The organism is Vibrio sp. Vb1018, from assembly GCF_033338775.1.
Taxonomy (GTDB): domain Bacteria; phylum Pseudomonadota; class Gammaproteobacteria; order Enterobacterales; family Vibrionaceae; genus Vibrio; species Vibrio alginolyticus.
On sequence record NZ_JAWOTI010000037.1, the window covers coordinates 1 to 24,143 of the forward strand.

General features: G+C 38.4%; 19 protein-coding genes and 2 pseudogenes. 9 read left to right on the plus strand and 12 right to left on the minus strand.

What is annotated here, in order from left to right; translation table 11 throughout:
- From R7Z10_RS22975 to R7Z10_RS22985, 3 genes are all read right to left on the minus strand, one after another.
- A partial coding sequence (locus R7Z10_RS22975) for a helix-turn-helix domain-containing protein (protein ID WP_318106043.1) occupies positions 1-366 on the minus strand: 366 nt, incomplete at its 3' end.
- 559 nt (positions 367-925) lie between these two features.
- Positions 926-1,882, minus strand: coding sequence for a sensor domain-containing diguanylate cyclase (locus R7Z10_RS22980; RefSeq protein WP_276419320.1), 957 nt, complete (start codon positions 1,880-1,882; stop codon positions 926-928).
- Between the two features lie 236 nt (positions 1,883-2,118).
- Positions 2,119-2,373 (minus strand): hypothetical protein, encoded by a 255-nt coding sequence (locus tag R7Z10_RS22985; protein WP_276419319.1) that lies wholly within the window; start codon positions 2,371-2,373, stop codon positions 2,119-2,121.
- 443 nt (positions 2,374-2,816) lie between these two features.
- Here R7Z10_RS22985 and R7Z10_RS22990 point away from each other — a divergent pair, with 443 nt between their 5' ends.
- On the plus strand, positions 2,817-3,038 hold the full coding sequence (locus R7Z10_RS22990) for a hypothetical protein (RefSeq protein ID WP_318106052.1): 222 nt from the start codon (positions 2,817-2,819) through the stop codon (positions 3,036-3,038).
- Positions 3,039-3,515: 477 nt separating this feature from the next.
- Here the strand turns inward: R7Z10_RS22990 and R7Z10_RS22995 are convergent, their stop codons facing one another.
- A complete protein-coding gene (locus R7Z10_RS22995) occupies positions 3,516-3,920 on the minus strand; it encodes an H-NS family nucleoid-associated regulatory protein (protein ID WP_318106058.1) in 405 nt (134 codons plus the stop codon).
- Positions 3,921-4,521: 601 nt separating this feature from the next.
- Between R7Z10_RS22995 and R7Z10_RS23000 the strand changes: the two genes are divergently transcribed.
- A complete protein-coding gene (locus R7Z10_RS23000) occupies positions 4,522-5,445 on the plus strand; it encodes a sensor domain-containing diguanylate cyclase (protein ID WP_318106061.1) in 924 nt (307 codons plus the stop codon).
- Positions 5,446-5,806: 361 nt separating this feature from the next.
- Here the strand turns inward: R7Z10_RS23000 and R7Z10_RS23005 are convergent, their stop codons facing one another.
- A complete protein-coding gene (locus R7Z10_RS23005) occupies positions 5,807-7,309 on the minus strand; it encodes a sensor domain-containing diguanylate cyclase (protein ID WP_318106064.1) in 1,503 nt (500 codons plus the stop codon).
- Between the two features lie 1,388 nt (positions 7,310-8,697).
- Between R7Z10_RS23005 and R7Z10_RS23010 the strand changes: the two genes are divergently transcribed.
- The 4 genes and pseudogenes from R7Z10_RS23010 to R7Z10_RS23025 all read left to right on the plus strand — a co-directional run.
- Positions 8,698-9,597 carry a WYL domain-containing protein gene (locus R7Z10_RS23010; protein ID WP_318106067.1) on the plus strand — a complete coding sequence of 300 codons (900 nt, stop codon included), beginning with the start codon at positions 8,698-8,700 and terminating at the stop codon, positions 9,595-9,597.
- Positions 9,598-10,059: 462 nt separating this feature from the next.
- The gene (locus R7Z10_RS23015; protein WP_318106069.1) at positions 10,060-10,800 is read left to right on the plus strand and encodes a DUF3944 domain-containing protein; all 741 of its coding nucleotides are present in this window, start codon (positions 10,060-10,062) and stop codon (positions 10,798-10,800) included.
- Positions 10,800-11,678, plus strand: a complete 879-nt coding sequence (locus tag R7Z10_RS23020; protein WP_318106072.1) for a hypothetical protein — start codon at positions 10,800-10,802, stop codon at positions 11,676-11,678. Before R7Z10_RS23015 ends, R7Z10_RS23020 begins: the two co-directional genes overlap by 1 nt.
- Before the next feature lie 132 nt (positions 11,679-11,810).
- A pseudogene (locus R7Z10_RS23025) lies at positions 11,811-12,416 on the plus strand (helix-turn-helix domain-containing protein); the annotation flags it as partial.
- Between the two features lie 72 nt (positions 12,417-12,488).
- Here R7Z10_RS23025 and R7Z10_RS23030 read toward each other — a convergent pair.
- The 5 genes from R7Z10_RS23030 to R7Z10_RS23050 all read right to left on the minus strand — a co-directional run bounded on the left by R7Z10_RS23030 (position 12,489) and on the right by R7Z10_RS23050 (position 16,435).
- The gene (locus R7Z10_RS23030) at positions 12,489-12,950 is read right to left on the minus strand and encodes an AAA family ATPase (RefSeq protein ID WP_318106074.1); all 462 of its coding nucleotides are present in this window, start codon (positions 12,948-12,950) and stop codon (positions 12,489-12,491) included.
- Complete coding sequence (locus tag R7Z10_RS23035) at positions 12,916-13,620, minus strand: hypothetical protein (protein WP_318106077.1); 705 nt, start codon at positions 13,618-13,620, stop codon at positions 12,916-12,918. Before R7Z10_RS23035 ends, R7Z10_RS23030 begins: the two co-directional genes overlap by 35 nt.
- Positions 13,621-14,078: 458 nt before the next feature.
- Positions 14,079-14,816, minus strand: coding sequence for a hypothetical protein (locus R7Z10_RS23040; protein ID WP_318106080.1), 738 nt, complete (start codon positions 14,814-14,816; stop codon positions 14,079-14,081).
- Between the two features lie 14 nt (positions 14,817-14,830).
- Positions 14,831-15,478 (minus strand): hypothetical protein, encoded by a 648-nt coding sequence (locus R7Z10_RS23045; RefSeq protein WP_318106083.1) that lies wholly within the window; start codon positions 15,476-15,478, stop codon positions 14,831-14,833.
- A gap of 834 nt (positions 15,479-16,312) precedes the next feature.
- Positions 16,313-16,435: a hypothetical protein gene (locus R7Z10_RS23050; protein ID WP_318106086.1), complete on the minus strand. Its 123-nt coding sequence runs from the start codon at positions 16,433-16,435 to the stop codon at positions 16,313-16,315.
- A 644-nt stretch (positions 16,436-17,079) separates the two neighbouring features.
- Between R7Z10_RS23050 and R7Z10_RS23055 the strand changes: the two are divergent.
- A pseudogene (locus R7Z10_RS23055) lies at positions 17,080-18,004 on the plus strand (IS5 family transposase).
- 79 nt (positions 18,005-18,083) lie between these two features.
- On the opposite strand, the gene R7Z10_RS23060 reads toward R7Z10_RS23055, so the two are convergent.
- Together R7Z10_RS23060 and R7Z10_RS23065 are read right to left on the minus strand one after the other, a co-directional pair.
- Entirely contained in the window at positions 18,084-20,441 is a 2,358-nt protein-coding gene (locus tag R7Z10_RS23060) for a DEAD/DEAH box helicase family protein (RefSeq protein WP_318106089.1), read from the minus strand.
- A 21-nt stretch (positions 20,442-20,462) separates the two neighbouring features.
- Entirely contained in the window at positions 20,463-22,328 is a 1,866-nt protein-coding gene (locus tag R7Z10_RS23065) for a recombinase family protein (RefSeq protein ID WP_318106092.1), read from the minus strand.
- Between the two features lie 819 nt (positions 22,329-23,147).
- Between R7Z10_RS23065 and R7Z10_RS23070 the strand changes: the two genes are divergently transcribed.
- Positions 23,148-23,471 (plus strand): transposase, encoded by a 324-nt coding sequence (locus R7Z10_RS23070; protein ID WP_318106093.1) that lies wholly within the window; start codon positions 23,148-23,150, stop codon positions 23,469-23,471.
- 306 nt (positions 23,472-23,777) lie between these two features.
- The coding region (locus tag R7Z10_RS23075; RefSeq protein ID WP_318106096.1) for a helix-turn-helix domain-containing protein at positions 23,778-24,143 on the plus strand (366 nt) is incomplete at its 3' end.

Genomic DNA, 24,143 nt, shown 5'->3' on the forward strand with positions numbered 1-24,143 from the left:
GCGCTTTTTGAAGTTCTCTAAGTCAATACGAAGCCAGATTGAACGCACGCCACTTGGAGAGATAAATACACCGAGTTTACGTAGCTCGTTGCTTGTTCTAACTTGCCCGTGAGCTGGGAAGTCGATAGCGTACTTGAGAACGGCTTGCTCAGTTTCACTATCGACACGATTCTTCATGTTTGGTGTTCTTCGACTTTGATTAATCAGAGCATCAATACCACCAGTTTCGACTAGCTCTTGATAGCGGTAGAAAGTGTCTCTAGATACACCCATAACCTTACAGGCTTTTGATACGTTGCCGAGTTCTTCCGCAAGATTGAGAAGGCCAGCTTTGTGTTTGATGATTGGATTGCTAGTATGAAGCATGAGAGTTACCTCTTATTGTCTTTGATTACGGATTAAGCACCTTTAATCAAAGTGGGTAACTCTCTTCTTTTCAAATTGAAGTGTCAGATCTAGTCTGAACTAATACAGCTAATGAAGACTGTAAATAACCCTGCGTAACTGTCTCGGTTACATATAAAATGAGTCAGTCTTTTTTAATAAAAATAACAAGACCTTCTGTACCACTATAAACACTCACTCCCATTCTTAGGAATGAGTGTTATCTAATTGTTCTGCGCGTTTTGAGTATTCTAAACGTTTCAATTACTTAGGCATACTGTTCCATTCACGTACCAACATCATTAGAAAGTTAGCCTGTTCTAACGTTACAAGCAGTTCTATAGCACGGTGATATCAGTCGCTTCTGAAAACTTGCAAACCATTTTTTTGCAAAATTAGTCACCAATGGATTTACTCAAGTACTGGAGACTTTTACTTGCAGGCTAATTTAAATTCACTATAGCATCACCATATTGGCTGGATCCAACGCACCTAAATCGATATGATGATTGACGCACACTAACAACACTTGCTTAATAATTTAGCGTGTGTACTTATCCTTATACATTTCATTATCGGCTTCTTCTATCCTTTCTTCTATAGATAGCGGGCTATCATAACGGTAATGACTGACACCACAACTATATTCAATACGATAAGGTTTATTGCTTTCTTGGTTGAATTTTCCGATCTTATCGCTAAACCTTGCTAGGATATGCTTTACCGAGTCTGCTTCTGTATCTGTAAGAAATACAACAAATTCATCACCTCCCCATCGGCCTACGACATCACATTCTCTGAATGTTTCAAGAAGCGTCATCGCGAAGACTTTCAGTACATAGTCGCCTTCATGGTGACCATAATTATCATTAATTGGCTTAAACTTATTTAAATCGAATACCAGGACAGAGCTTTTCAGCTTTTTGCGCTTACACATCTTTAGGGTATGGTCTGCTAGGAGCAAAAAACCTCGACGATTTGAAATCATAGTAAGTTCATCCAGGGTTGCCATTTGAACTGACTTTATTTCCTGCTCAATCATCGCCCCTAAGTCTTGCAAAAGTAAGCAATCTTCTTCGTCCATTTCTCTTGGTTTATTATCAATCAAGCACAATGTGCCAATGTTGACCCCATGTCTCAGTTTAAGAGGATACCCCGCATAAAATCGAATCTTAGGATGGTCGGTCACCAAAGGGTTATCACAAAATCTTTTATCGTCAATGGCATTGGGAATGATAAAGAGTCCATCATCGTTAATCGCATGCCCACAAAAAGAAATTTCTCTTGGGGTTTCTGTCACGTCTATCCCTTGAGCAGACTTAAACCACTGTCTATTCTCATCGACGAGGCTAACGAGCGAAATAGGAACACCAAACATACGTTTGGCCATTCGTGTTATACGGTCAAAACGTTCTTCAGACGAAGTATCCAATATCTCCAGCGCTCTTAACGCGTGTAAGCGTTCTGCTTCGTTATCTGGTAGCTTTGGAGTCTTCATATTCTCTCTCTTACTGTGTTAAAGTTCATGTACGGCTTCTAATGCAACTTATTTTTAAAATCAACTGTATATGATGCCAGCTTAAGTCGATCGACTTACCTAAAGTATCGGCTCCCTACTTGCTGTGTAAATCATCATTAGTGTGACTTTGAGGAAGCTCACAATGAATGACCTAATGTTTTAATGTTATTTCCAACTGTTTGTTTTTTTCACAACACATTCGACTAAAAATAGACTTATAACTCATCAAAGTAAACCCAACGACCATTGTTCAACATTTTTTCAATTTTTTCATAAACCATTCTATCTGATGGTATTTTTTCGATATTTAGTCTCACCTTGTATAACCGCCCATCTTCACAGAGAACTTCGTCGGTATACCAATCGATGAGTTCTAGCTCGTATATCGTTATACCTAACCTATTTGCAATTTCCTCATGCCATAATCTTTCTAATAATTTGTCATGCGGTACGTCTTTCTTGCTCTCCACAACACTTCCTTCTAGGACAAAGTTGATGCCCCAATATAGCCTCAATTGGAATTTATTACCGTGATTGAGTATTCAATCCAACTTCACGCAGATAGAATCAACGCACGGTCTCTGACACTTTGCAGACCTTAGATTACACAGTTTGCAGATAGCTATCTGGTACTTTGAATTCATGAAGTCGAATACCCCCATGAACTTAATCACACACCTCGACGAAGTAAGCGATTAACTAGAACGCTCGTCATCCAAGACACTACTGTTTTTACAAGGTTTCAGCTCATTAGTTACACGGTCACACCTGAGTTAACCTGAATGTTAAGTTAATCAGGGACTCGTATCCCGAGCGCACATAAATGAAATCAACTTTGTAACTAAAATTGACTTCATGATTAACGAGCACTAGGTTTAGTTCAACCCCACAAAATAAGAAAGGATATGTACTTATGGATAAGTTGCTGGCATCCGCATTGCAAATAAAACAGCGTACAATGGTTACTGGCTTTTTCGCTCGTAATGGCTTCAAGATTACAATGACGGATTTTGATGATATGACATTTGAACGAGAAGGCGTTCAGGTTAACGTACATTTCGATTTAGACTCGAATGCAGAATCAGCGTCTATAAGGTCAAAAAAATCCAACTTGCCAAAACGCTCTTCGCTCTAGTCCTCCCTTAATATTCTGTCAGAATAGCACGCAGGCTTAGAAATCACGCCAAATATACGTGGCAGCCTTTATACAATATCTTGCTCTTCTAGTCCCTAGGACTCCGACCGTTGAGCTTGGTTACTTAAGTAACTGACTCTTATTCACGCTGGCTGGTATTGGTGTTTTTCGTCACATTGTTAAGACACCCATAGAACTGTCAGCCTTCTCCTTAACGTTCAGAGAGATGTGTAATTCTGATTTTAAACTGCGTTTAGTGGCTGTCATCACTAAACTAGCCGCAACGAATAGTGGTAGATGTCAGTCAAGGAGTGAATTGAGATAGGAAATCTAGATATGTTAGGACATATGAAAATCAATATTGTTATATTCCAGATATAACAATATTGATAGTTCTAAGAGACCCAACTCAATAACTTGAGACGAAGATGTCAGCGAATCAATACTGAAACCATGGCTGTGAAGCGATGTTTATAATTAAATAGCAAAACAATCCAATGTTTTACCAGCATCAAGTGCTTTTTGGATAACCGATGGCGTACGACCTTGACCAGTCCATGTCTTTTCTACACCATTGACATCAACGTATTTATATTTAGGCGCTCGAGCCTGACCCTTTCCCTTACTCTTGACCTTTTTCGATGAAAGTGCCGAAACAAGTTCATTAACATCAATACCCTGCTCTTTAATCTGTTTTGCTATTGCAGCGAGCTTTGCTTCTCTCTCTGCTTGCTCGGCTCTTAAAACTTCTTCTTCTTCACGTCGTTCTTCAACAATTGTTGTTAACTTATTGTGAGCCTCCTCAAGCTGATCTAACGTGAGATCTCGAGAAAATACCCTTAGATTGCGGATGTTTAATAATATTTTTTCTAATTCGTTCATATTGGCGCCTAGTATTCCTTATATAACGTAAGAGATGAAAGCTTCATTTATTGAATAATGTAATCTATAACAGTTCACAAATTATTAAATAAAATCGCTTCATATTCTATAAATGATTTTTTAAATTGTAAATCGATACAATACACTTATAGTTCTAATAAGAAAGAAGTGCCATCCCTTTATTAATGTCAATGAAATTTTATTTATCCATAGTACTAACACCAATCAAACACCAGGTTAAGTCATTTGTTAGCAATTATTCGAGTTAGTTAAATGAAACTCGATAGAACCAACATCAACTAACTTTCATTATTATTGGTAATCGACAAACTCACTCATTTGCATACGGACTAGCCTTACAATGGATTATTATGCAATAAAAAGAACCACATGGCATTGGCATTACATAAACCCATTACTAACATGATGGTCTTACCTTTACAGTTTTCACTAGCAATTCATTGTGTTATTGAGCCTAATAGCTTAAACTCCTCACGAAAACCACACATATAGCAATGCTATTATAAAAACTCAACATGCATACGTATGTTTGAAGTTTAACAAGCTAAATTAATCCAGAGCGATATGGAAAAAAGTAATAATGCAACAACCAACACAAATCTATCAGTTCTTGGATTTTCTGGTAGACGCTATTTTAATCGTCGATCAGAACTCTAATATTTTATTCGCCAATCAGTCATGTAATCAACTATTTGGGTATGAGTCAGAGGGAATGGAAAACCTTAGCTTAGAAAAGCTTCTACCAGCCACTCATAGTGAAATGCATAAAGAAAAAGTTAAGCATTTCATAGAGCATCAGTCCCTAGCTAGAACTATGATGTCACGAAATATGTTGTCTTGTATCAAGTCAAATGGCGAGTCTTTTGCCGCAAGAATCTCAATCGCGAGTATCACACTGAATGGTGAGCGCTGTGGCATAGCAACTATTCACGACTTCTCTACCATACAGGAATTTGTCGAAGACCTCCGCACTAAGGTAATTACTGATCCGTTAACAAATTTATTCAATAGGCGACATCTTAATATTTTACTAGAAAAGCAGTCTCAAGCGATTTTTAACTCAAATTGCATGGGGATCGCTTACTTAGATTTAAACAAGTTTAAAGCCATAAATGATTCATTTGGACATGGTACTGGTGATCTACTTTTAAAAGAGGTTTCCAGACGATTAACTGAAAGCCTGCGCACAGATGATATTTGTTTTCGGTTAGGGGGAGATGAATTTCTCGTATTGTTTAATTTGACGAAACACTATGACAGAACTTCGGAAGCAAAGTCGATGGCGAATAAGCTTAATCAGCTAATTTCAACCCCAGTGTACGTAAGTACATTCGGTCATGAAATAACCATTAGAGCTAGCATCGGTATTGGTATATACCCAGATGATTCAAGTAGTTTATCTACACTGATAGAGTTAGCGGATAAGGCGATGTATAGAGCCAAAATCGCAAGTGAGCCATACATGTGTGTTTCCGAAAAGAGAACAGCTCCAACAGTACTGTAAACTTAGTTGACCATGTACAAAATTGGTTCGTCTCCGCTAAACTGAAGACCCTGTAAATAATTTTGTGTAACTAGCAGAGTTACATATATTCAGTGAGTCGGTCTTCGAACATAATCATAATGAATGCGTATTTGGGTGATTGCGACCGATCGGGAAATAACTGAGCTGAATGCACCTAAATATGCACACTGGAGCGAGCTTTCAATCCTCCTACTAACGTTGACTTATTAAGCGACTATTGCAAACATCACTTAAGTCTTAGCTACTTTCGCTGTTAAAATACACCCCGCTAACGTGATACACCTAAAGTAGCGAAAAACTCAACAATACAAACCATTGAATCAAATACTAAGTTATTATCTTAAACATTAACTTCACAACGGTTTCTACCGTTTCTTTTCGCTCTGTACAATGCATCATCTGCCTTTATGATGGACTCGTGAAGCGATTGATCTGTTCCCATCCAGTGAGATATACCTATTGATATCGTTAATTTATCTATATGTGCGAAGCCGTATTGTTCAACATTCTTTCTGAGCCTCTCTGCCTTCGCAAATGCACTCTCTATACTCATCTCAGCAAGAAAAACTATAAACTCTTCCCCTCCTGTTCTGCATAAAATGTCCGTTTTACGAGATTGACATTTAATCAGATTAGAAAGCTCTTTCAGAACATCATCACCAATACTATGCCCATAGGTATCATTCACTTTTTTGAAAAAATCTATATCGATAGCCATGACGGAAAGGGGACTTCTCCTTTCTTCAAGTTTATCAACCGCCTCTTCGAAACCTCTTCGGTTAGTAAGTCCAGTCATAACATCAGTTAAGCGATCATTTTGTAGCTTTTCTATCGTATTCGAAACGTCGGTAAAGGTTTTAATAACAGCAGACTTCAATAGAAATGCCTCGAAATACCAAGGTTTTATTTGTTTTAAGCTAACAGAGTCAGCATGTTCGACGTTTGCTTTGTTAATTGACATAGCTAACTGCCAAAGCGGTTTAGATATAGTCGAGGATGCCACCCAGATAAATATAAAAGTAAATAAACTCAGAGGAATCGTACGTACAAGAACAGAATGTAGTTGACCATCTAATATATCAAAACTCACAGACTTCGATCTCTGAATAATAATGCCCCATCCTGTATTATTTACAGGCGAATACCCAGCCAGTACTTCTTCTCCAAAATAGCTAATGGTTTCAATGCTACCTCCGCCACCTTCGAGTGCCAAGTCAACAGCATAGTTACTATCAACTACCTTTCCTATAAGCGATTTATCAGGGTGATAAATTATAGCTTTACTACTATCAACGACATATAAATATGAACCATTGCTGTAACTATGGTTATCGAGCAGAGAATTTAATACATTATTATCCTTGAGGTATATTGTACCTCCTAAGTACCCTAGGAACTCCTTATTGGGAGAGAAAACTGGATACGAAATACAGACCAAGTAGTTTCCTTTTGGTGAGACAAAAGGCTTGGTAATAAAAGGTTGAACTTTGTTTAATGATTGTAAAAGAGTTTCATCTGTTAACTGTATTCCTTCAGCTTTACTTATGTTTTTTGAAGTTGATACGATAGTCCCTTTGTTATCGACCAAAACAGTAGAGTTAAACAAGCCAGCTTGCTCTTGCAATCGATTTAGCTCATGGTCAATGAGTTCTTTGCTATCAAAATCGCGACCTAAAATATCTGCCGAATACTCAACTTGTCGCATTGCTGACTTAGTAAAGACCTCCGTCACCTCTGCCATTTTTTGGGCGTAAGAATAGTTTATCTCCATGGAATTACGTATAAGCTGTTCACGCTGAACCTGATAAATTGAGAAAAAAGTATTGAAAAGTGTAATCGACACACTGAATATACAGATAAAAAGAATTAGTTTTCTGAGGTTTAACGTTTCTCTATTGATAGCAAGCATAAATTTGAAGTTCGATCCATGGAAAAGGCCATAACTAAAGCTTAAATAGCATATCCACTCATAATCCTTAAAATGGGAGCAAAATCAAGAAAATAATCAGACTATATTGTTTTTTATCAATTAGCGACGTTTAGCGTCCAAAAAGCAATCAATGAGCAAGTCCATCACAAACTATCTGAGTCTATAAAAGTGGCACTTTTGAAATCGCCATTGCTGAGAAACCGACAAAACGATAAGGCTTAGTTAATCCTTGGAGAGTTCATAAATAAACTCTCCTCTGAGCCAATTCATCAGTTACCCGATCCCATTTTAAAGTACTGGCCCTAGAACGAATTAATCTATTCTATCTGTTACATCCCAAATCTCGCTAAACCAATTAGGTTAGTTGAATATTGCGATAGGAATAATCATATGCCTCTAGTGGTGTAATTAATGTAACTTTCATTAGTTGTTTTCGATAATTAAACCGTCATAGGGCTTTGATTGAAAATAAATCACTTTAGATATGATAAGTAAGTTTGGGAACTTACCTTGACACGACAATCCATAACCCTAATCAAGTGGAATCAAATAAGCGAGAAGTAATATCTCGTTATAGAACGGTCAACAAAGGCCTATTGTAAGCTTGCAATTTTTGAAACAAAATCTCGCTAAACTAAATTTTTTCATCCATTTAAAAATAGAACAGTACTAATTATAGATACAGCATGGTTAATATGATTAAAAATGTTGGTAGATATCGCAGAATAAGGTGTAATTTCTAGATTTAGGTAAATGAAGCCCAACAAGCACTAGAATTTTAACTGTTGATGTAAAGCCATCTGTTGTACTTTCACCAAAAATTTTTCAATTATTTCACATTCATTGCAATATTTCAAAGCCTCATCTGAAAAATTTTAAGATGCGGACTGACTTGATTTGCCGTTCGTAGTACATGCGATACTAGTATCGGGAAACCAAGTCAAAATATTGGTTCGTAAGTTAAAGCAAGTCAATCCTAGCATCGACTATAAGTCATAGATTGACTCATTGAAGTTCAAACCTAGCAGATATTGATTGTTTATCTATAGATATCACAGCCAATTAAGCGAACATTGAATATTAGAAATGCAGTATGGCAGAGCCATACTGCTTCTGCTATCTACTCAGCGATAGTTTCACTATCTGTGCGCTTTTTACGTTACATATAATAATACTAAGGAAAGTGCATAGATTAATGCTAGTGAATTATGCCCGAGCAACACCAGATGAATCATATCTCAAATTGACGTCTAACCCAAAATGGTTCACACTATGACCAAATAAAAAATAGTATGAATTCCATGGGTAATCTCAACTACGCACAAAAACAAAGACTTTCTTTCATTGACTTTAAGTTGATGTTTGTCGGTCACTTTACGCGTTCCGAAGTTGTAGAACATTTTAAAATGGGGCTATCCAACGCGACTCGCGATATAAACTTATACAAAGAGTTAGCGGCCCATAACCTCACCTACGACAACGCTGAGAAACGGTACTTTCAGACAAAGGCATTTGCCCCACTGTTTAATCACAATGCAAACGACACGCTCGGAAAGCTTGCAAACCAACTTTCAGGGGAAGACAGTGTCATCAATGGGTTGGGCATACCATTTGAAACACCGAGCCAGCTCAACGCACCTAATATTTGTATCGTAGCTGTACTAACTCAAGCAGCGTTAAACAGCAAAGCAGTGAAAATTAACTATGTATCCTTAAGTAGTGGCGAAAGCACCCGAATTGTTGTTCCCCACTCTATTGTCGATAACGGACTACGCTGGCATATTCGCGCATATGATTGCCAGACGTGCGAGTTCCGCGATTTTGTTATTTCTCGAATCACCAAAGCTGAACTGTCGGACAACACCGCAATTCAGACTCAAACCATGCTAGCTGATAAGCAATGGATGAGATTTGTACCTTTGGAATTAGTACCTCACCCAAATAATGTAAATTACCCAAAAGCGATTGAGCTTGATTACTCTATGAAGAATGGAAAGCTATCAATCGAAGTTCGTGCGGCTTTAACTGGTTATTTACTGCGTCGTTGGAACGTCGATTGCTCTGAGAATGCAACACAAATAACACCCGAACATCAACTTTGGTTAGCAAACCGACCAACTTTGTATGGTGTTGAAAACTTGCACCTTGCATCAGGTTACAGCGACTCCACAACAGAACTCAGTCCCGACAAACAGCATTAAATAGGACGTGAAGATGAGCGGACATAAGAAATACCTTGGCGATCTAATTGGTGACAGCCTTAGAATTCGCACTCCAAGCAGCAAAAGATACCTCGTTAAGTACACAAGGAAAAAGGTACTGAAGGGACAAGGTAAACTCAAGGTGTTACCGTAAGGTCGAACGTTACTCACCTACCGAATGCATGGAGCCTTGTCCCTGGAGAGTTTCTCCAAGAGGTTAATGACAGAGATCCTTACCTAAAGCTGAACATTACTAACTAACAGAGGGATGAACATTTGTTCTACCAACCTTGCTCAAACTGTCGTCTCTAGGAGGAAAGTTGACTGTTGTTAAACCTTTTAAAAGAGCAGCTAAGATTACTTTTAAATTTATGACCACCTGAAAATACTCTTTAAAACAATAAATTGTTGCCGATCTTTGTATAAAAACGGCACTCACTCGCAATATCTAGAAGAAAGAAAATGAGCAATACATACAAACAAGACAAAGATTTAGAGCTTCTGCGTTATGCAGATAACGATATGCTAGGTGTTTTAGTTAAATACCTTACCACTGACAAAGATGGAAAAACCCGTTATACAGAAACGTTAACAGGAGACAAACAGTTCCAAGCGGCTAAAGGTGACTACCAACAAGTGTGGCAGCAAATCGCTGGTGAGCTACAGCATTTTGGAGGTGATACTCTAGTTAACTTATTTCGCCGTTCAGGGGTTGAATATAAAGAAATTCTTATTGATGTCTGTAAAAAACTTAGCATCAAAACAGACTACAAAGCCGAAGCTATTGATATTGAACAGGCTCTTCTAGCAAAGCTATTTGCAGATTCTTGGGAAAAAATGTCTGAAGCTGAGCGAGATGAATTGCGAAAGGAGTTAAAAATCGATGCATCATTAACAAGTAGTGCCGCCTTGACTGCAATCATCGCAGCGATTCGAATGGGAGGATTTATGTCTTATCAAGTTGCAATGATTGTTGCTAATGCAGTCGCTAAAGCGCTACTTGGAAGAGGCTTGACCATAGCAGCCAACGCTGGTTTAGCGCGTGCTATCGGTGTTTTTGCTGGCCCTATAGGTATAGCAATTACTGTACTTTTAACTGTACCAGCTATTAGTGGACCTGCTTTTAGAGTTACCCTGCCCGCAGTCGTACAAGTTGCAGCAATGCGCCAGCAAATGCTCAATGAAGTGGAGCCTATTTTCTAATGGAAACTATATTTACTTTTGACTGGGAAAAAGTTTACCCCAAAGTCCTTGAAGGCCTACAAAGCGGAAAAATAACTCTAAGAGATGGGGTTGCCTACTGGACAGAACTGGCTGAACAATCTGGGATCGTGCAACATATGCCGTTAAAACAAGTTGCATTCGATCCTGAAAAATTAAGTGAGATCAGTAAGCTAATACAAGCAAACCATGCTACTCAAATGGCGGCAATTGGACTGTCTACAACTATTATTGTTGGTGCTATCGTTGTTCAAACAATGTATTTGGCAAGAAAAATAGACAAGCTTCAAGAGACAATGGATCTAATTTCTTCAGATATTAGCGCTCAAAATATATTGTTTTACATGGAAAAATTATCCAAGTATTTTGGAGCGATAGAATCGGCAAGAGTTCTTTTGTTAGATAAATCTTTGGTTTCAGAAACCCAAGATATCGCCGCAAACCTTATCTCTCAACTTTCTATTGAGAGAAACGAGGTTCTATCATTGATTGATAACCTTATCTCGTTTGCAGATCAGCTTACCGATCGCCACCTTGAGCAAATGCTAGATTTCATCACCATGGTTCTGGATATAATGCCAAAGGCAATCTATCTAGAAAGCCAACTTTGTGACCGTTATGGGAAATTTAAATTATCCGAACATCTTATGCGGGAGAATACCAAGCGCTACAACCACACGCTCCAGCACTACAGAAGCTGGTGTAACTCAAAAGCAAAAGCAACGATCCGTGGAGATGTAAACCCTATAGCATTAACCTTCCACGATAAAAAAAATGACTTGAAAGCTCTATTTGACTCTAGCAACAACAATGCTCTACTCCAGCAACTTGTCAGTCCATCTTTGGAGTTGGCGAGTTAATCGAGCAACTTGGTGCTCGTTTAGCTGTATTAGTTCAGACTAGATCTTACACTTCAATTTGAACTGAAGGGAGTTACCCACTTTGATTGAAGGTGCTTAATTCGAAATCAAAGAAACAAGGAGGTAACTCTCATGCTTCATACTAGCAATCCAATCATCAAACACAAAGCTGGTCTTCTCAATCTTGCAGGAGAAGCTGACAATGTATCAAGAGACACTTTCTACCGTTATCAATTGCGGGTTAAAACAGGTGGTGTTGACGCACTGATTAACCAAAATCGCAGAGCACCAAACCTTAAAAATAATGTCGAAAATGAAACTGAACAAACAGTTGTAAAGTACGCGATTGATTTCCCCGTACACGGCCAAGTGAGAACAAGTGACCTGCTCCCCTTAAACTAGGCCTGTTTCCTTCCCCAAGCGGTATCCACTCAATCTGGCTTAGAAACGATCTCGAGAACTTTAAAAAGCGACCCATTGCTTTAGAGAAACAGGTCAATGAGAGCGGCATCATTGAACGGATGAGACAGTTGCAGCCCGAGAGCGTAAAGCATGACGATGAAGATAGAAACGGCTTATCCATGCTACTTAGGCTCTCAGGATACCTTTTATGTAGTCAACTTGAACGGAGTTGGACGCATCTACCAGCAAACTTTGTCGATACCTACAGTAAAGTCTCTTTTGCTAAGCTCTACAACGAAAACGCCTATTACTAAAGCAGATATGCTAAATGACAAAGCGACCCATACCAATGCCTCTTAGCTGTCGTATTCATTTTTTCAATATTACTAAGTCTTACTTCAATCTTACTCATGCTGCGTAACCTCTTTTTATAGTTACAAAGCTTGAGTCAAGCGTTTCAAACTGAGAAGCCATGCGTGCAACAACTGAATTAGGAACACCATGTACATTCTGATAACTCCCCTTCATTTCAATGACCTCAAAGGCAAGTCCCATGTCATTCGCTAGGTTTTGATAGAATTTCATTTCCCAGTTTTTCACGAACGTGTTGGCAACAACAACATTGAAACCAGCTTTCAAGAGACGCTTAGTTTCAAGCTTACACCAGTTATGAGCATCCTTAATCTGATCATTATCGTATTGATATAGGCCATCTTTATCGATGAAAAACTGATCAGCCTCGACCAACTTTGCATCTAAAGTTTTAGCGTGCGTTGACTTTCCCGAGCCTGGAATACCTCTCACCAGAGTAAGTTTTTGCTCGTTGGTCACCATCTTATACCTCACCGTCTTTGAAAATTGACGATACAAATAATGGTTCTTTAGTCATCAACATGGCACGAGGAACACGATCGAAACGAAGATCTTCATTCAGAGTCTTAACCTTTTCTACAAGGCCTACTTTAACTTGCTTAGTCAGTTCTTGTACCTTGGGGCCAAACGAATCGAGGATTTCAGATGTTAGTTTGTCACTATAAATTGGGCTGCCAATGACTAATTCAGATGTAAATGATACCTTTTGGGCTTCGTCGGAAAAGCTCAACGTAGCGATATCTCTACTACCGTGTAGAAGAAGAACTTCATCACCATCAACAGTACGAACTGCGTATTGACCATCTCGCAATGCTTGTCGTACCATCAATGACACAGCATTAAATTCACTGATTTCGAACAAAAACTCTGGAGCAAGCAAATACCCAGAAAAAAATTTGGCTATAAGTTGCCTATGATTAGCAAAAGACGGATGTAGCTCTAAGTCGCTAATACCGTAACACTCATCAGCATTACAAATAGCAACTAGTTCTAAATCAACAAAGAATCTTATCTGATACTGGCCTGATACATCATCATCGAGTGGAATACCGTCGCAAGATGTGACTATGAGATGGGCGTCGGAAGACTCTAATAGAGAGCCTAATCTATCCCAATCAAGATTTAGGTGGAAAGAAGTGAACTGTTTTTCTGTGTTAAAAATATCCATGATGGACTCCAATTAATAATACAAGCTCATTTTTGAACTTGATAACTTAGTTCAAACGCCAAACTTACTGGCTAATTTTTAGCCACCTTGGCACGTATCTTTCAATGCTGTTTCAAGTACTTTTTAGAAACACACATCGAACTTATTATTTTATTATCTAAGTTGTTATATTATTATTGAGTCCATAGAGCTTCCTCACTGGAACGTAATAAAAGCTACCACCACATCCAACACAAAGTCAACAGAAAAAACCATTTAATAAAGCAAAAAAAATTCCAAAACTTCATTTTCACTGCGTTTATGTATAATTAAAGTATAAACATTGTGCATATTAGTGGAAAAACCTTCAGCCTAGATAAGTCAGAGAGTGGTACTAGAGACTTCGGGAGAAAAGCTAGTCTAGAAAAAGCAGTATGATGAATCATACTGCCCTGTCTACCTTAAGCAGCAAGTCGCCTTTAAACTAACAAATCAATTATTGAGATTGCATTCATTTCCTTTTGTCCGTGAATACAAACCTCGTATTCACGGTCATCGATTAAGCATATTACATCCAAGTTTTCTCGATTACTCTTAACGTGAGATGCATAAATGCTAAAAATAAATCTAGTCTCACGACCATCAGCAGTCAGGAATTTAGCTATAAGAGCGCTGCTTTTTCCTGGATTTGACAATATGATTGCATCGATCCTTGTCAAAATCCAAGAGGGTTTTGATTTCCAAAACGTGAATGCTAATGACTCAGCGGAGTGTGGGATCATCACTAACCTACCATTCACTTTCAATTTTGACATCACACCATAAGCAGGTATATTCACGTTTAATAAAGTAGTACCGTGACTCATGTTTCTGTTTTGATAATCAAAATCAGTTTTTATATCTTCAAAATGTAATTGGTAGACATCGTAATCAATCGTGATGTACCGCCCGTTATCGTGGTCAATTATATAGTTACCAATTTCAGTAATTACAGACTTTTTACTAAATCGCTCAAGAAGTTTCTCCAAATTCCCATCACTTATTCTCATATCCGACATCTTCTTTCTTCCATCAACTATCATTAAACAACATTTAATCAACTCTTTATTAAACTGAGAACCTCTCGGGTTCTGTCTCAGTAACACCCTCTCCGTTGGTGTAAGTTGATAAACAAATCTAAGCGCACAAAAGTAGTACACTTCTGAATATCCATACATAGCGGCTCCCCTCCCTAGCAACACAGCTTCTTCTCGTGCCAAGAAACTAATGCGGCTGTTGTGACAACTTTTAGATGTGGCTTATATTCCCAATTGGTTATTTCTTCTGGCGAAGGGATAAGGAAATCATCAACTTGACAGAATATATAGTCGACACCTCTAACATGATGGCTTTGTAAATCAGAGGTTCTATTTATGAATAAGCAAGACAAGTGAGAACCACTCTTGGTGATTAACCCAAACTTAAACGCAGAAAAACAATCATCATCAACAATGAGTTTGTTACCATGATATAGCAAGATATGCTTAATCTCATTTACAGCAGAAAGTTCTCCGCTAAGATCATTTCCTAGGAAACACAAGTAATTCGTATCAAGATAGGTTTGCCTAATATAGCTTTCTAACTCATTATATTCGGTTATGTTTGAGGTATATTTTGAGAGGCTGTCACTAATCTCCCAATCTAAGTCCATGTCTGGGTTTTTACGTGATAGAGCCAATTGCACTGCTTTTACCAATGGAATATCACATATATATTCTTTGCGATTAATATTATTAATTACACCAACATTACTAATAACATTAAATATGTGTAAATCAAGATTTGATGAGGTTAAAGGGTGATTAGATAGATCGAAGTCAGTAGTATCACTATTGTCCATAATGTCCTCCATAGAGAGTTAGAATTAAGTAAGTTTAAACTTTGCTGTAAGCAGTTTTATTTTTCTTAATGCTGTTATTATCTATTGAGGACACCGATATCAGAACGATACATTTAGTGTCTAGTTAGCGGTAGGGGACCAATTGTCAGCCAACTTATGAAATACATTAATCACTTCTTAGTAAAGAGTCAATGTTTTATTTTATAAATATATGCAATATTAATCCCTTTGTTTTATTTATCTCTTCGTGCTTTGTATCGAGTGCGCTATAAGTACTTTAACTGTTCTAGTTTGTAGTATCACCATATAAATCCGATTTTAATTTTCACTCATTTACAGTTTATATGGGAGTATTATTTTATTTTTATAAAATAATTAAAATATTGCTAACAAAAATATCAATCTTACCTTCAGATTATTTAGTCGGCTTTACTTCATTCATAGAGAAGAAATGCTCCCACACATCGTGACTAATCCTTAATTAATATACTGAGTTTCAGGCACATCTAACACCAAAAGCTTTTCTATCCTTATCATAGTGTAAGTCTCATTCACCTATTCGTTGTAATTTCTTATGCTTACTTTCCCACCTAACTACTGCATCGTCTCTAATATCGAACGCTTATGATAGCCATACAGCATCTTCAATTTTTTGGAGCCGCACAACTTGTGGCAATCTAACGCTAAAATTCGAGAATGTCCTCTTTCCCATATGGTTGCTTTTTCTCTTGATGGAATGAACAAAACGGCTTGTTTATAACGCATAACATCATGCCTCTTCCTTGTACCATATGATCCACTCGCGATAGAGCAATGACTTTTCGACGTGCCTAATTAACGTAAGTTTGGTAGCACTTCGGCCCTCGTTACATTAGACAAACTCTGCTCTGCTGCGATGACTTCGATGGTGCTAGTAACTACTGCGACAAGCAACTTAAGCAAAACTATGCGCTTCACGTTTTCCGTACACCTTGATACCAGTTGCATCAACGGATAAGTGTTGTATCACCCCCTAGTTCTAAATTATTGCGACTAATCAGATTCAAAGGGAAAAAATGAATGTCAAGTCCAGAAAGTACTCCGCAAATAGCTCCTGTACGGATCCATAGCAAAAACAGTTATCTCTTGTAGTTAAAAGACATTATCAGAAAGTTTGTCTCCCTTAGCTTGGCGCTTAAACAGGATTTGGCAGTTATTTCCCAACATAGATACTTGGAACAGGTCTTTAGCAATATCGAACCACGGTAACTTCTATAGAAATAATTGTTACTTCTGTTATCACTGGCTCTACCATAAGTTTGTTACAACGACACCAGAAGGAAGCTGTGTCCATCATATCAAAGCCGTTAAGTAGTAAAAGCAGTATGCTAACGCATACTGCTATTCTATTAAGCCAGTAATATGGTTGTGTGCATTAATCACTATATATATGTAAAACAAGGTTAATGCACACATTTGATACGCACTATCAATCAAGTAGGACACATGAAGATTATCAGAGAAAGAACTGACATCCAATTTTCGGGCATACCTTAAAGAGCTTGATCTAAACCGATGGAACCTTTCCGTAAACCAGCGTTATGATCCTTTGATACCAGAGTATAGGAAAAAACAGATGGGGAAATCGAAGAGAAAAAATCACCAACTGGAAAGAATCCAACCAAGCGCTCATAAACCGAAGTTCGCTGACGTTTTGGATGGACGACGATGCTATCGCCAATTGGTACTGTGATACTCCGTCTGGACACAGAGGAATAGATACTGCCCCGATGCTGGCAGGGCTTTTCAACCTGCCACTCCGCGCTTTACTGGGCTTTAATGAGTTCAGTTATTCCGCGGAAGCATTGATTCGCTGTTTGTTCTGCTGCATGTAGACTTACATTCGCCAAATTACACCAACGTACGCAAGCGAACACGAACAATAGAGGTGAATATCGCCAACCTCCTAAAGGTCCAGTGGCACACCTGCTCATTGACGCAACTTGTGTTAAAATTTTTGGTGAAGGGGAATGGATGGTTCGTAAGTATGGCAGTGAAGGCCGACGCGGATGGCGCAAAGTCCACTTTGACGCAGATAGCCACGACATCATCTCTTCCGTAGTTTCTCTAGATAGCGTCCATAATAGCTAGGTAAAGCCTGGTCTCTTGAATCCTTTACACAATAAAATAGAACAAGTATGGACAGATGGTGCCGATGACACACGAGGTTGTTATGAAGTGATAGGCAAAAAGGGAGCGAATACGGTGCTCCCTCCTCGAAAGAATGTTGCCCTCTGGGATGACGAACACCCAAGAAACGAATATGTTATTGCCCAGCAGTCAGACCAACTAGAACAATGGAAAATGGACAGCCGTTATCACCAACGCTCACTAGTTGGGACTGCGATGTATCGTTACAAGCAACTGCTCAGTGGGAAAGTGACGCTGAGAAAAGACAATGGCCAACTAGGTGAAATTTTTGTTAACTTTAAGGGGTTGAACAAACTCACTGTGCTTGGTATGCCTGTTCGTCAGAGACTGAGCTAATATACCGCAGGTTAATGACTTCACGCATATCCAAGGCTAAATTGGTCAACACCACCACTCAACTCAAGTGTCCAAAGGTCTAGGTTCCACTTCCCTCTTCACGTTTAATAACATTCACCATTTTACCTTTATTTGTTCTTTGTACGTCAAACCCCAATAAACGAAACAGTTTATTTACCTTTGCTGCCATACCACGCATCTCAAATTTCTTCCATGCTGTCGTGATTTTTAGCGATTTAGGCAAGATATAATTAACAACAGATGAATTATCAAGCAGTTCATAAAAAATTGATTCAATGCTTACTTCCAGTTTTCCTGTTGACTTAATTGGTATTTTAGTAGGCTCAAAAGAGAAACTAGCTAGATGTAATATTCTTCTTAGTACCTCTACTGCCTCTGCTTGTTTACGAGCATCTTGGCTATGCATACTAATATCAGCTTCACCTCTGAGCATCGATTTGACTGTCGCATCAAAGTCATGCTTTAGGGAAAGGCTATAGGTGTATTCAACATCGCCTTTGGGTAATACTTCATCACTATCATCAATCTTAAAACCACTTCGCCGCAATGTTTCATAGAGGGCATAATGCAAATTATCCAGAAGTATCTGTCGGTGTTTCGCTAAACGTGCCTCGAAACGTTCATCTTCGGTATAAGCGTGACGATAAAAACTAATTGAATGAAATGGTGGTGGTTGAAGTAACCCAAATACCATTCTTTTTGCGGTTCTGAGTCGGGAAGCAAACTGAATCAACTCTTTGGGCGTTAATACCCCTGAAGCGAACACCGTCACTATTTCAGCATGTTTAGTATTTATATCAAAACCTTCTTTTAGAATTGGACTGACAATAACAGTATCGTATTTTTGAATTTCATTAGACGGATCATTCAAAAACGCATCTTGCTCCTCTAAAAGGTAGTTTTCATCATCACCTCCTTTCACTATTGCTAAGATCTTATTTTCAATTGCTGCTTTAAAGTCAGCGACCTTTCTCTGTCCATTAAAAATGAAATAACCACTACTAATAAGCCATGACTCAATGCTCTTTTTGCTATCACACACAATGAAGTTTTTGGTATTTGGCTTTAAGCCATTCGAAAGCAAATGATCTTGATACCGACACCACTCCCCTATTTTTGCCTGAATATTTGTTTTACTAACGTTATCACACACGGCTGTTGGAGGTAAGATACCCGCGACTACCCGTCTATCTCCACAGTCTTTTTTCACAACAGTTGTCGTCAAATGGTCGGTCAAATCAGCATCCATCAAAATAACCTTTTGCTGACCAGAGAAAATCACGCTGAGCAGGTTTTTTATCGTATCTTTTTCTGCTTTTTTCAGGTACTTCTCCCCAGTTGCATACACTGCTTCAAGTACTTTTTCTGCCTCATCAATAATAACTAAGTCTGCATATTTTATACGATGTTGTATAACTTGTTTCGTTATCGATTTTAAAGTGGACACAACGTGATTCGACGTTTCCAAAGCAATTAATGGTGCGTCTGAGGTAACTAAACTAAGTTGTTTTATTCGTTCATCAGGGCCAGTAATATCTTGCTCTAACAAATGATTAGCAACACTATCTTCTACTCGATTTTTAAATGAGCCAATTACAGATTTTAGGTTAGAAATCAAGACTGTACGCTTTTTTTGACGATGAAACGAATGTAGAATTTGGATAGCAAGTTCTGTTTTTCCCGTCCCTGTCCCAGCCTTCAATAAAGTTATATCAGGCATAGGAAATGGCTTGCGGGTGTTGCTTTTTCCATCATACAGATGGTATTCAAACTTTAGCGGATGAGTAATAAAACTCCCCAAGTAAAAGCCTGAAAATCGCTTGTCATAATAGGTTCTAATTCCATGTTTCGATGGTTCGAAGTCTAATGATGCATCAATCACACTGTCTAGGTACACCTTGTTAGACTTCTTCATCAAAGAGGAAAATTTTCTCTTGCTCAAATGACTAATACTATTTACTTCTTCGTGAAACAGTCTAATTTTATCGTCAATATCTACCTGATCTTGTTTAATATCACTGCCTAAATATTGTGCTTTTGCGAGACTAAAAAGGTTGATGTCAAAGGTGACATTGTAACCCTTTAGAAGATGTAGTGTTCGAGAAGCACTTTTAGAAATAATGATGTTACCATTACCATCTAGAAGATCACATTTAAAGTAGTGCGATATTTTCTCAATAACTAGGCTAGATAATTGGCACGTAATACAAATTGAACTTAACCATCTTTCATAGCCTTGTCGGTATCCCTCTTGATGATAACGAACAGAAGCAACAAGGTCCTTCAGCTCAGATAGGACAACTCGCCTAGCACTACTTTGTAAAAAATCGGGGATATACTCCCCGATCACAATGATGACTTCTGTTGCGCATACATTCAAACATTGCTTAATAAATGGTGGGAAAGACGTCACCATATACTACTTACCTTATATTATTTACTCTTCAACAAGCTCATCAACTACTATTTGAGATAAAGCACTCGCTATGTCATAGCCTAACCAAACATTATCAGGAGCACTGCTGTCACTTTTGGAATCATTCATAGCTAACTTTTCAAGCAACGCCTCGAAACCATGCTGGTTCCAGTATGCAAGTTGTTCTTCTGTGTAACTGCCTCGCGCATCATTAGCAAAATCATCATCAATCCGAGTAAACAACAATTCGCCTGCGTCTTTCTCACTAGTAACAAATATCGAGAGATTACGACTCGAGTAAAATTCCACATCGATCACGTTTACTAAAGCATTGCCATGAATGTTTCCGTAGCCGTAATAGGAAAGTGGTTTTGGTTCCATATGCACTGATAACTTCTTAATTGCTTTGACCAATACATCTTTTACTAGTAGGCGAGCTTCTCGATTACGGTAATTACGAGCAGCTTGTACTTTATTAATAAACTCTTTGATCGAGTCAGCACTGATTGTGTATGTTTCATACTCACTTGATTGCTTTTTCAGTTCTTCTTTTTTATTTTGCAAGACTTGGTATTTCGCCTTCTCTGAAGCCCTTTTCTCACCATCTGAAATAATAGTTAAAGTATCTAAGATGTTATCCATTTTCTGGTCAATCTCTTTGATTTTCTCATCAATGGTTAGTTTGGTGTTGCTATCCACATCTTGATTTATCAAGTCGTAGTCAATATGACGGGAGACTGACATCAAGAAGGCATCTTCTAGGTAATCTTGGATGATACTTTTGCAACAGGTTTTAGTTTCTTTTTGGGTACTACAATGTAATCGCCTTCTGATGCGATACTTTTGCCTTTGAGGTTGCGAACCAATACTCTTACCACACTTAGCACAAGTAGACTTCTTACCATAATCGGTCAACAAATATACCAGCGCATTTTCTTGAGAAACGGATTTATCACCATTCATAGCTTGATGCTTTCGCTTTTTAACTGCCTGAATTGTTTCAAATTCCTCTTCTGAAATAAGTTGGGGATAATAGTTATCAAGCTCGAACTTCTCTTTAACTGTTTCCCCTTCTTTCAAATACTTAATCTCAAATACTTTTCTACCACATAGTGAAGGGTTCGCTAAAATACTAGTAATAGTAGAAACACCCCAAACATCCCTTCCCGTTGGGGATTTGATGCCTCGAGTTCCTAGCTCTCGACTAATAGAGTTTAAGCCCATGTTCTCTTTTAAGTAGAGTTCCACAATCAATAGTGCTGTCGATTGGTGCTCATTAAGTTCAAAGCCCGCTTTTTCCTTTGGGTGTGACTTTGGTTTGCGGGATAACCAAAATGGTAGACTGCCTGACACATCAGCTATCTCACCCTTACGGAAGTTTGCTACCTGTTCGTGAATGAAGTCTATGCTAAAGCCTTGTTTACGCAATGACTCTTCATGAGATCGTTGCATCTCAATAATGGCATACAACATTGTTCCAACAGGATCAGCACTGAATGTTTTACGATTAAAGACTTTATCCCCTCTTGCTGTTATCACGGTGATGCCAGCCATCACCAGTTCATTAAGAGTTGACTGAGCTTGTATCACCTGCTCTCGGCTCATCCTGTCTAAAGATTCAATAATTAAAAATGAACCTGGTTTGATGTGATTAGACTTGACTAGACTTAAAAATACTCCGAATGCACCTTTTGTTTTGTGCTCAGCATGAAATGCAGACAACCCTTTATCAGTTAGAATAAGATCCTCATTAACTGTTAAGCCGTATTTTTCAGCAATTTCGTAGGCATATTTATCCTGACGCGCCAACGAGGTACCCTTTTCTTGCTCAATGTTTGAAAAGCGTCTGTAAGAGTAGACTTCTGGGTTTGGACTAGGTCTAAACATTATACAGCCTCCATATTCGTCTTGGTTAGAACGAAGGAATGCTGATACAAGTCGACAGGGGTGCTTAAAGTTAAATTAATGCAGGTTCGAAGCGATAATTCAAATAATTGAGCATTTAAACAAGCTCGATCGCCTCTCAAACTTACTATAACTTCTAGAACTGAAAATATGACGTTTGACTCTCTCATGGGGCCTCCAAAAAATATATTGAGTCGTAATGTAATAACGGTTTGGCTTGTTTTTGCCTGTAGTTTTTATCGTTATTATCTTTTTTATTATGACTTTTATTATATTATTCAGAGCTTTCTGAGAGGTATCTCGGGAAGCCATTAGAAATTATCTTATATAAATAGGACTGTCAATGCTTTTATCAAAAAATCCACAACGATTGATCAGCCACGTTTTCATCATTGGCCAATAACACCATCAAGGGTAACTCCTGATCTGCAAGACTGGCGCTGAAGTTCAGTTATGCCTTCTCATGGGCTAAATACACAGCGGAGCTATAATATACCAGCTACTTCGAAGCGATTTCCTCAGAACTTTAACACGTGGCTCCTAATCAAAAATAATAGGTAGATATCACCTATTAAATCACCAAAATGGAGTTTGACTTTACTCAGAGGTATTTGTTGGACCTTTACCAAAAACGAGTTAGGGAGCAGTCTACAGATAAGGGTGGCAACTAACCTAGTCTGCAATACGCTATCAATACCTTCATTTTATTGAGGGTCTCTTTGACGGAGCATTGTTCATCGTAATCGAGGTAGATAGTTTTTCTACCAAAACTACCGAGACATAGTTACTGCCCCTAATTTAATGCAAAATATCAGTAGAAAAGACATTATCATCACTTGTGTCAATGAGTTGAATGACTTTCCTGACGCCATAAATATCGCTTTACCTAACACTCAAATCCAACTCTACAACATCAATAAGGTGCGAAACCTGATGAAACATGTGCCGTGGAAAGACTACAAAGCTGTCTCGGAGGATCTGAAGGTCATCTACCAGTCAAAAACCGAAGATGAAGCCTTGTTAGCGTTAGAGAAGTTCTCTGATAAATGCGACGGCAAGTACCCTCAAATCAGTTGCGCATGGACAATAACTCACAGGAACAATTTTAATGCACTATTTAGCTAACCTGAGGACATCAGTAAAGCAATCTATACAACCAACACCATCGCGTCTTTAAACAGTATGATCAGAAAGTAATCAAAAAACATAAGCAGTTCCCGACGGATGAATCGGTAAAGAAGATAATCTTCTCCTAGCTACAGGGGCCTCCAAGAAGTGGGCGATGCCCATCAGAAACAGGCGGCAAGCCCTGTATCGCCTTATTTGTATTAGTTCAGACTAGATCTGACACTTCAATTTGAAATGAAGAGAGTTACCCACTTTGATTAAAGGTGCTTAATCCGAAATCAAAGAAACTAAGAGGTAACTCTCATGCTTCATACTAGCAATCCAATCATCAAACACAAAGCTGGTCTTCTCAATCTTGCAGAAGAACTTGGCAATGTATCAAGAGCCTGCAAGGTTATGGGTGTATCAAGAGACACTTTCTACCGTTATCAAGAGCTGGTTGAAACAGGTGGTGTTGACGCATTGATTAACCAAAGTCGAAGAGCACCAAACCTTAAAAATCGTGTCGACAATGAAACTGAACAAGCGGTTTTAAAGTACGCGATTGATTTCCCCGCACACGGCCAAGTGAGAACAAGCAATGAGCTGCGAAAGCTAGGCGTGTTTATCTCTCCAAGTGGTGTTCGCTCAATCTGGCTTAGAAACGATCTTGAGAACTTCAAAAAACGA

Coding starts and splice junctions, on each gene's coding strand:
- R7Z10_RS23015 (WP_318106069.1), top strand. CDS start 10,060: ATGAGCAATACATACAAACAAGACAAAGATTTAGAGCTTCTGCGTTAT.
- R7Z10_RS22990 (WP_318106052.1), top strand. CDS start 2,817: ATGGATAAGTTGCTGGCATCCGCATTGCAAATAAAACAGCGTACAATG.
- R7Z10_RS23065 (WP_318106092.1), bottom strand. CDS start 22,328: ATGTTTAGACCTAGTCCAAACCCAGAAGTCTACTCTTACAGACGCTTT.
- R7Z10_RS23020 (WP_318106072.1), top strand. CDS start 10,800: ATGGAAACTATATTTACTTTTGACTGGGAAAAAGTTTACCCCAAAGTC.
- R7Z10_RS22980 (WP_276419320.1), bottom strand. CDS start 1,882: ATGAAGACTCCAAAGCTACCAGATAACGAAGCAGAACGCTTACACGCG.
- R7Z10_RS23035 (WP_318106077.1), bottom strand. CDS start 13,620: ATGGATATTTTTAACACAGAAAAACAGTTCACTTCTTTCCACCTAAAT.
- R7Z10_RS23045 (WP_318106083.1), bottom strand. CDS start 15,478: ATGGACAATAGTGATACTACTGACTTCGATCTATCTAATCACCCTTTA.
- R7Z10_RS23010 (WP_318106067.1), top strand. CDS start 8,698: ATGGGTAATCTCAACTACGCACAAAAACAAAGACTTTCTTTCATTGAC.
- R7Z10_RS23040 (WP_318106080.1), bottom strand. CDS start 14,816: ATGTATGGATATTCAGAAGTGTACTACTTTTGTGCGCTTAGATTTGTT.
- R7Z10_RS23000 (WP_318106061.1), top strand. CDS start 4,522: ATGCAACAACCAACACAAATCTATCAGTTCTTGGATTTTCTGGTAGAC.
- R7Z10_RS22995 (WP_318106058.1), bottom strand. CDS start 3,920: ATGAACGAATTAGAAAAAATATTATTAAACATCCGCAATCTAAGGGTA.
- R7Z10_RS23060 (WP_318106089.1), bottom strand. CDS start 20,441: ATGGTGACGTCTTTCCCACCATTTATTAAGCAATGTTTGAATGTATGC.
- R7Z10_RS23070 (WP_318106093.1), top strand. CDS start 23,148: ATGCAAAATATCAGTAGAAAAGACATTATCATCACTTGTGTCAATGAG.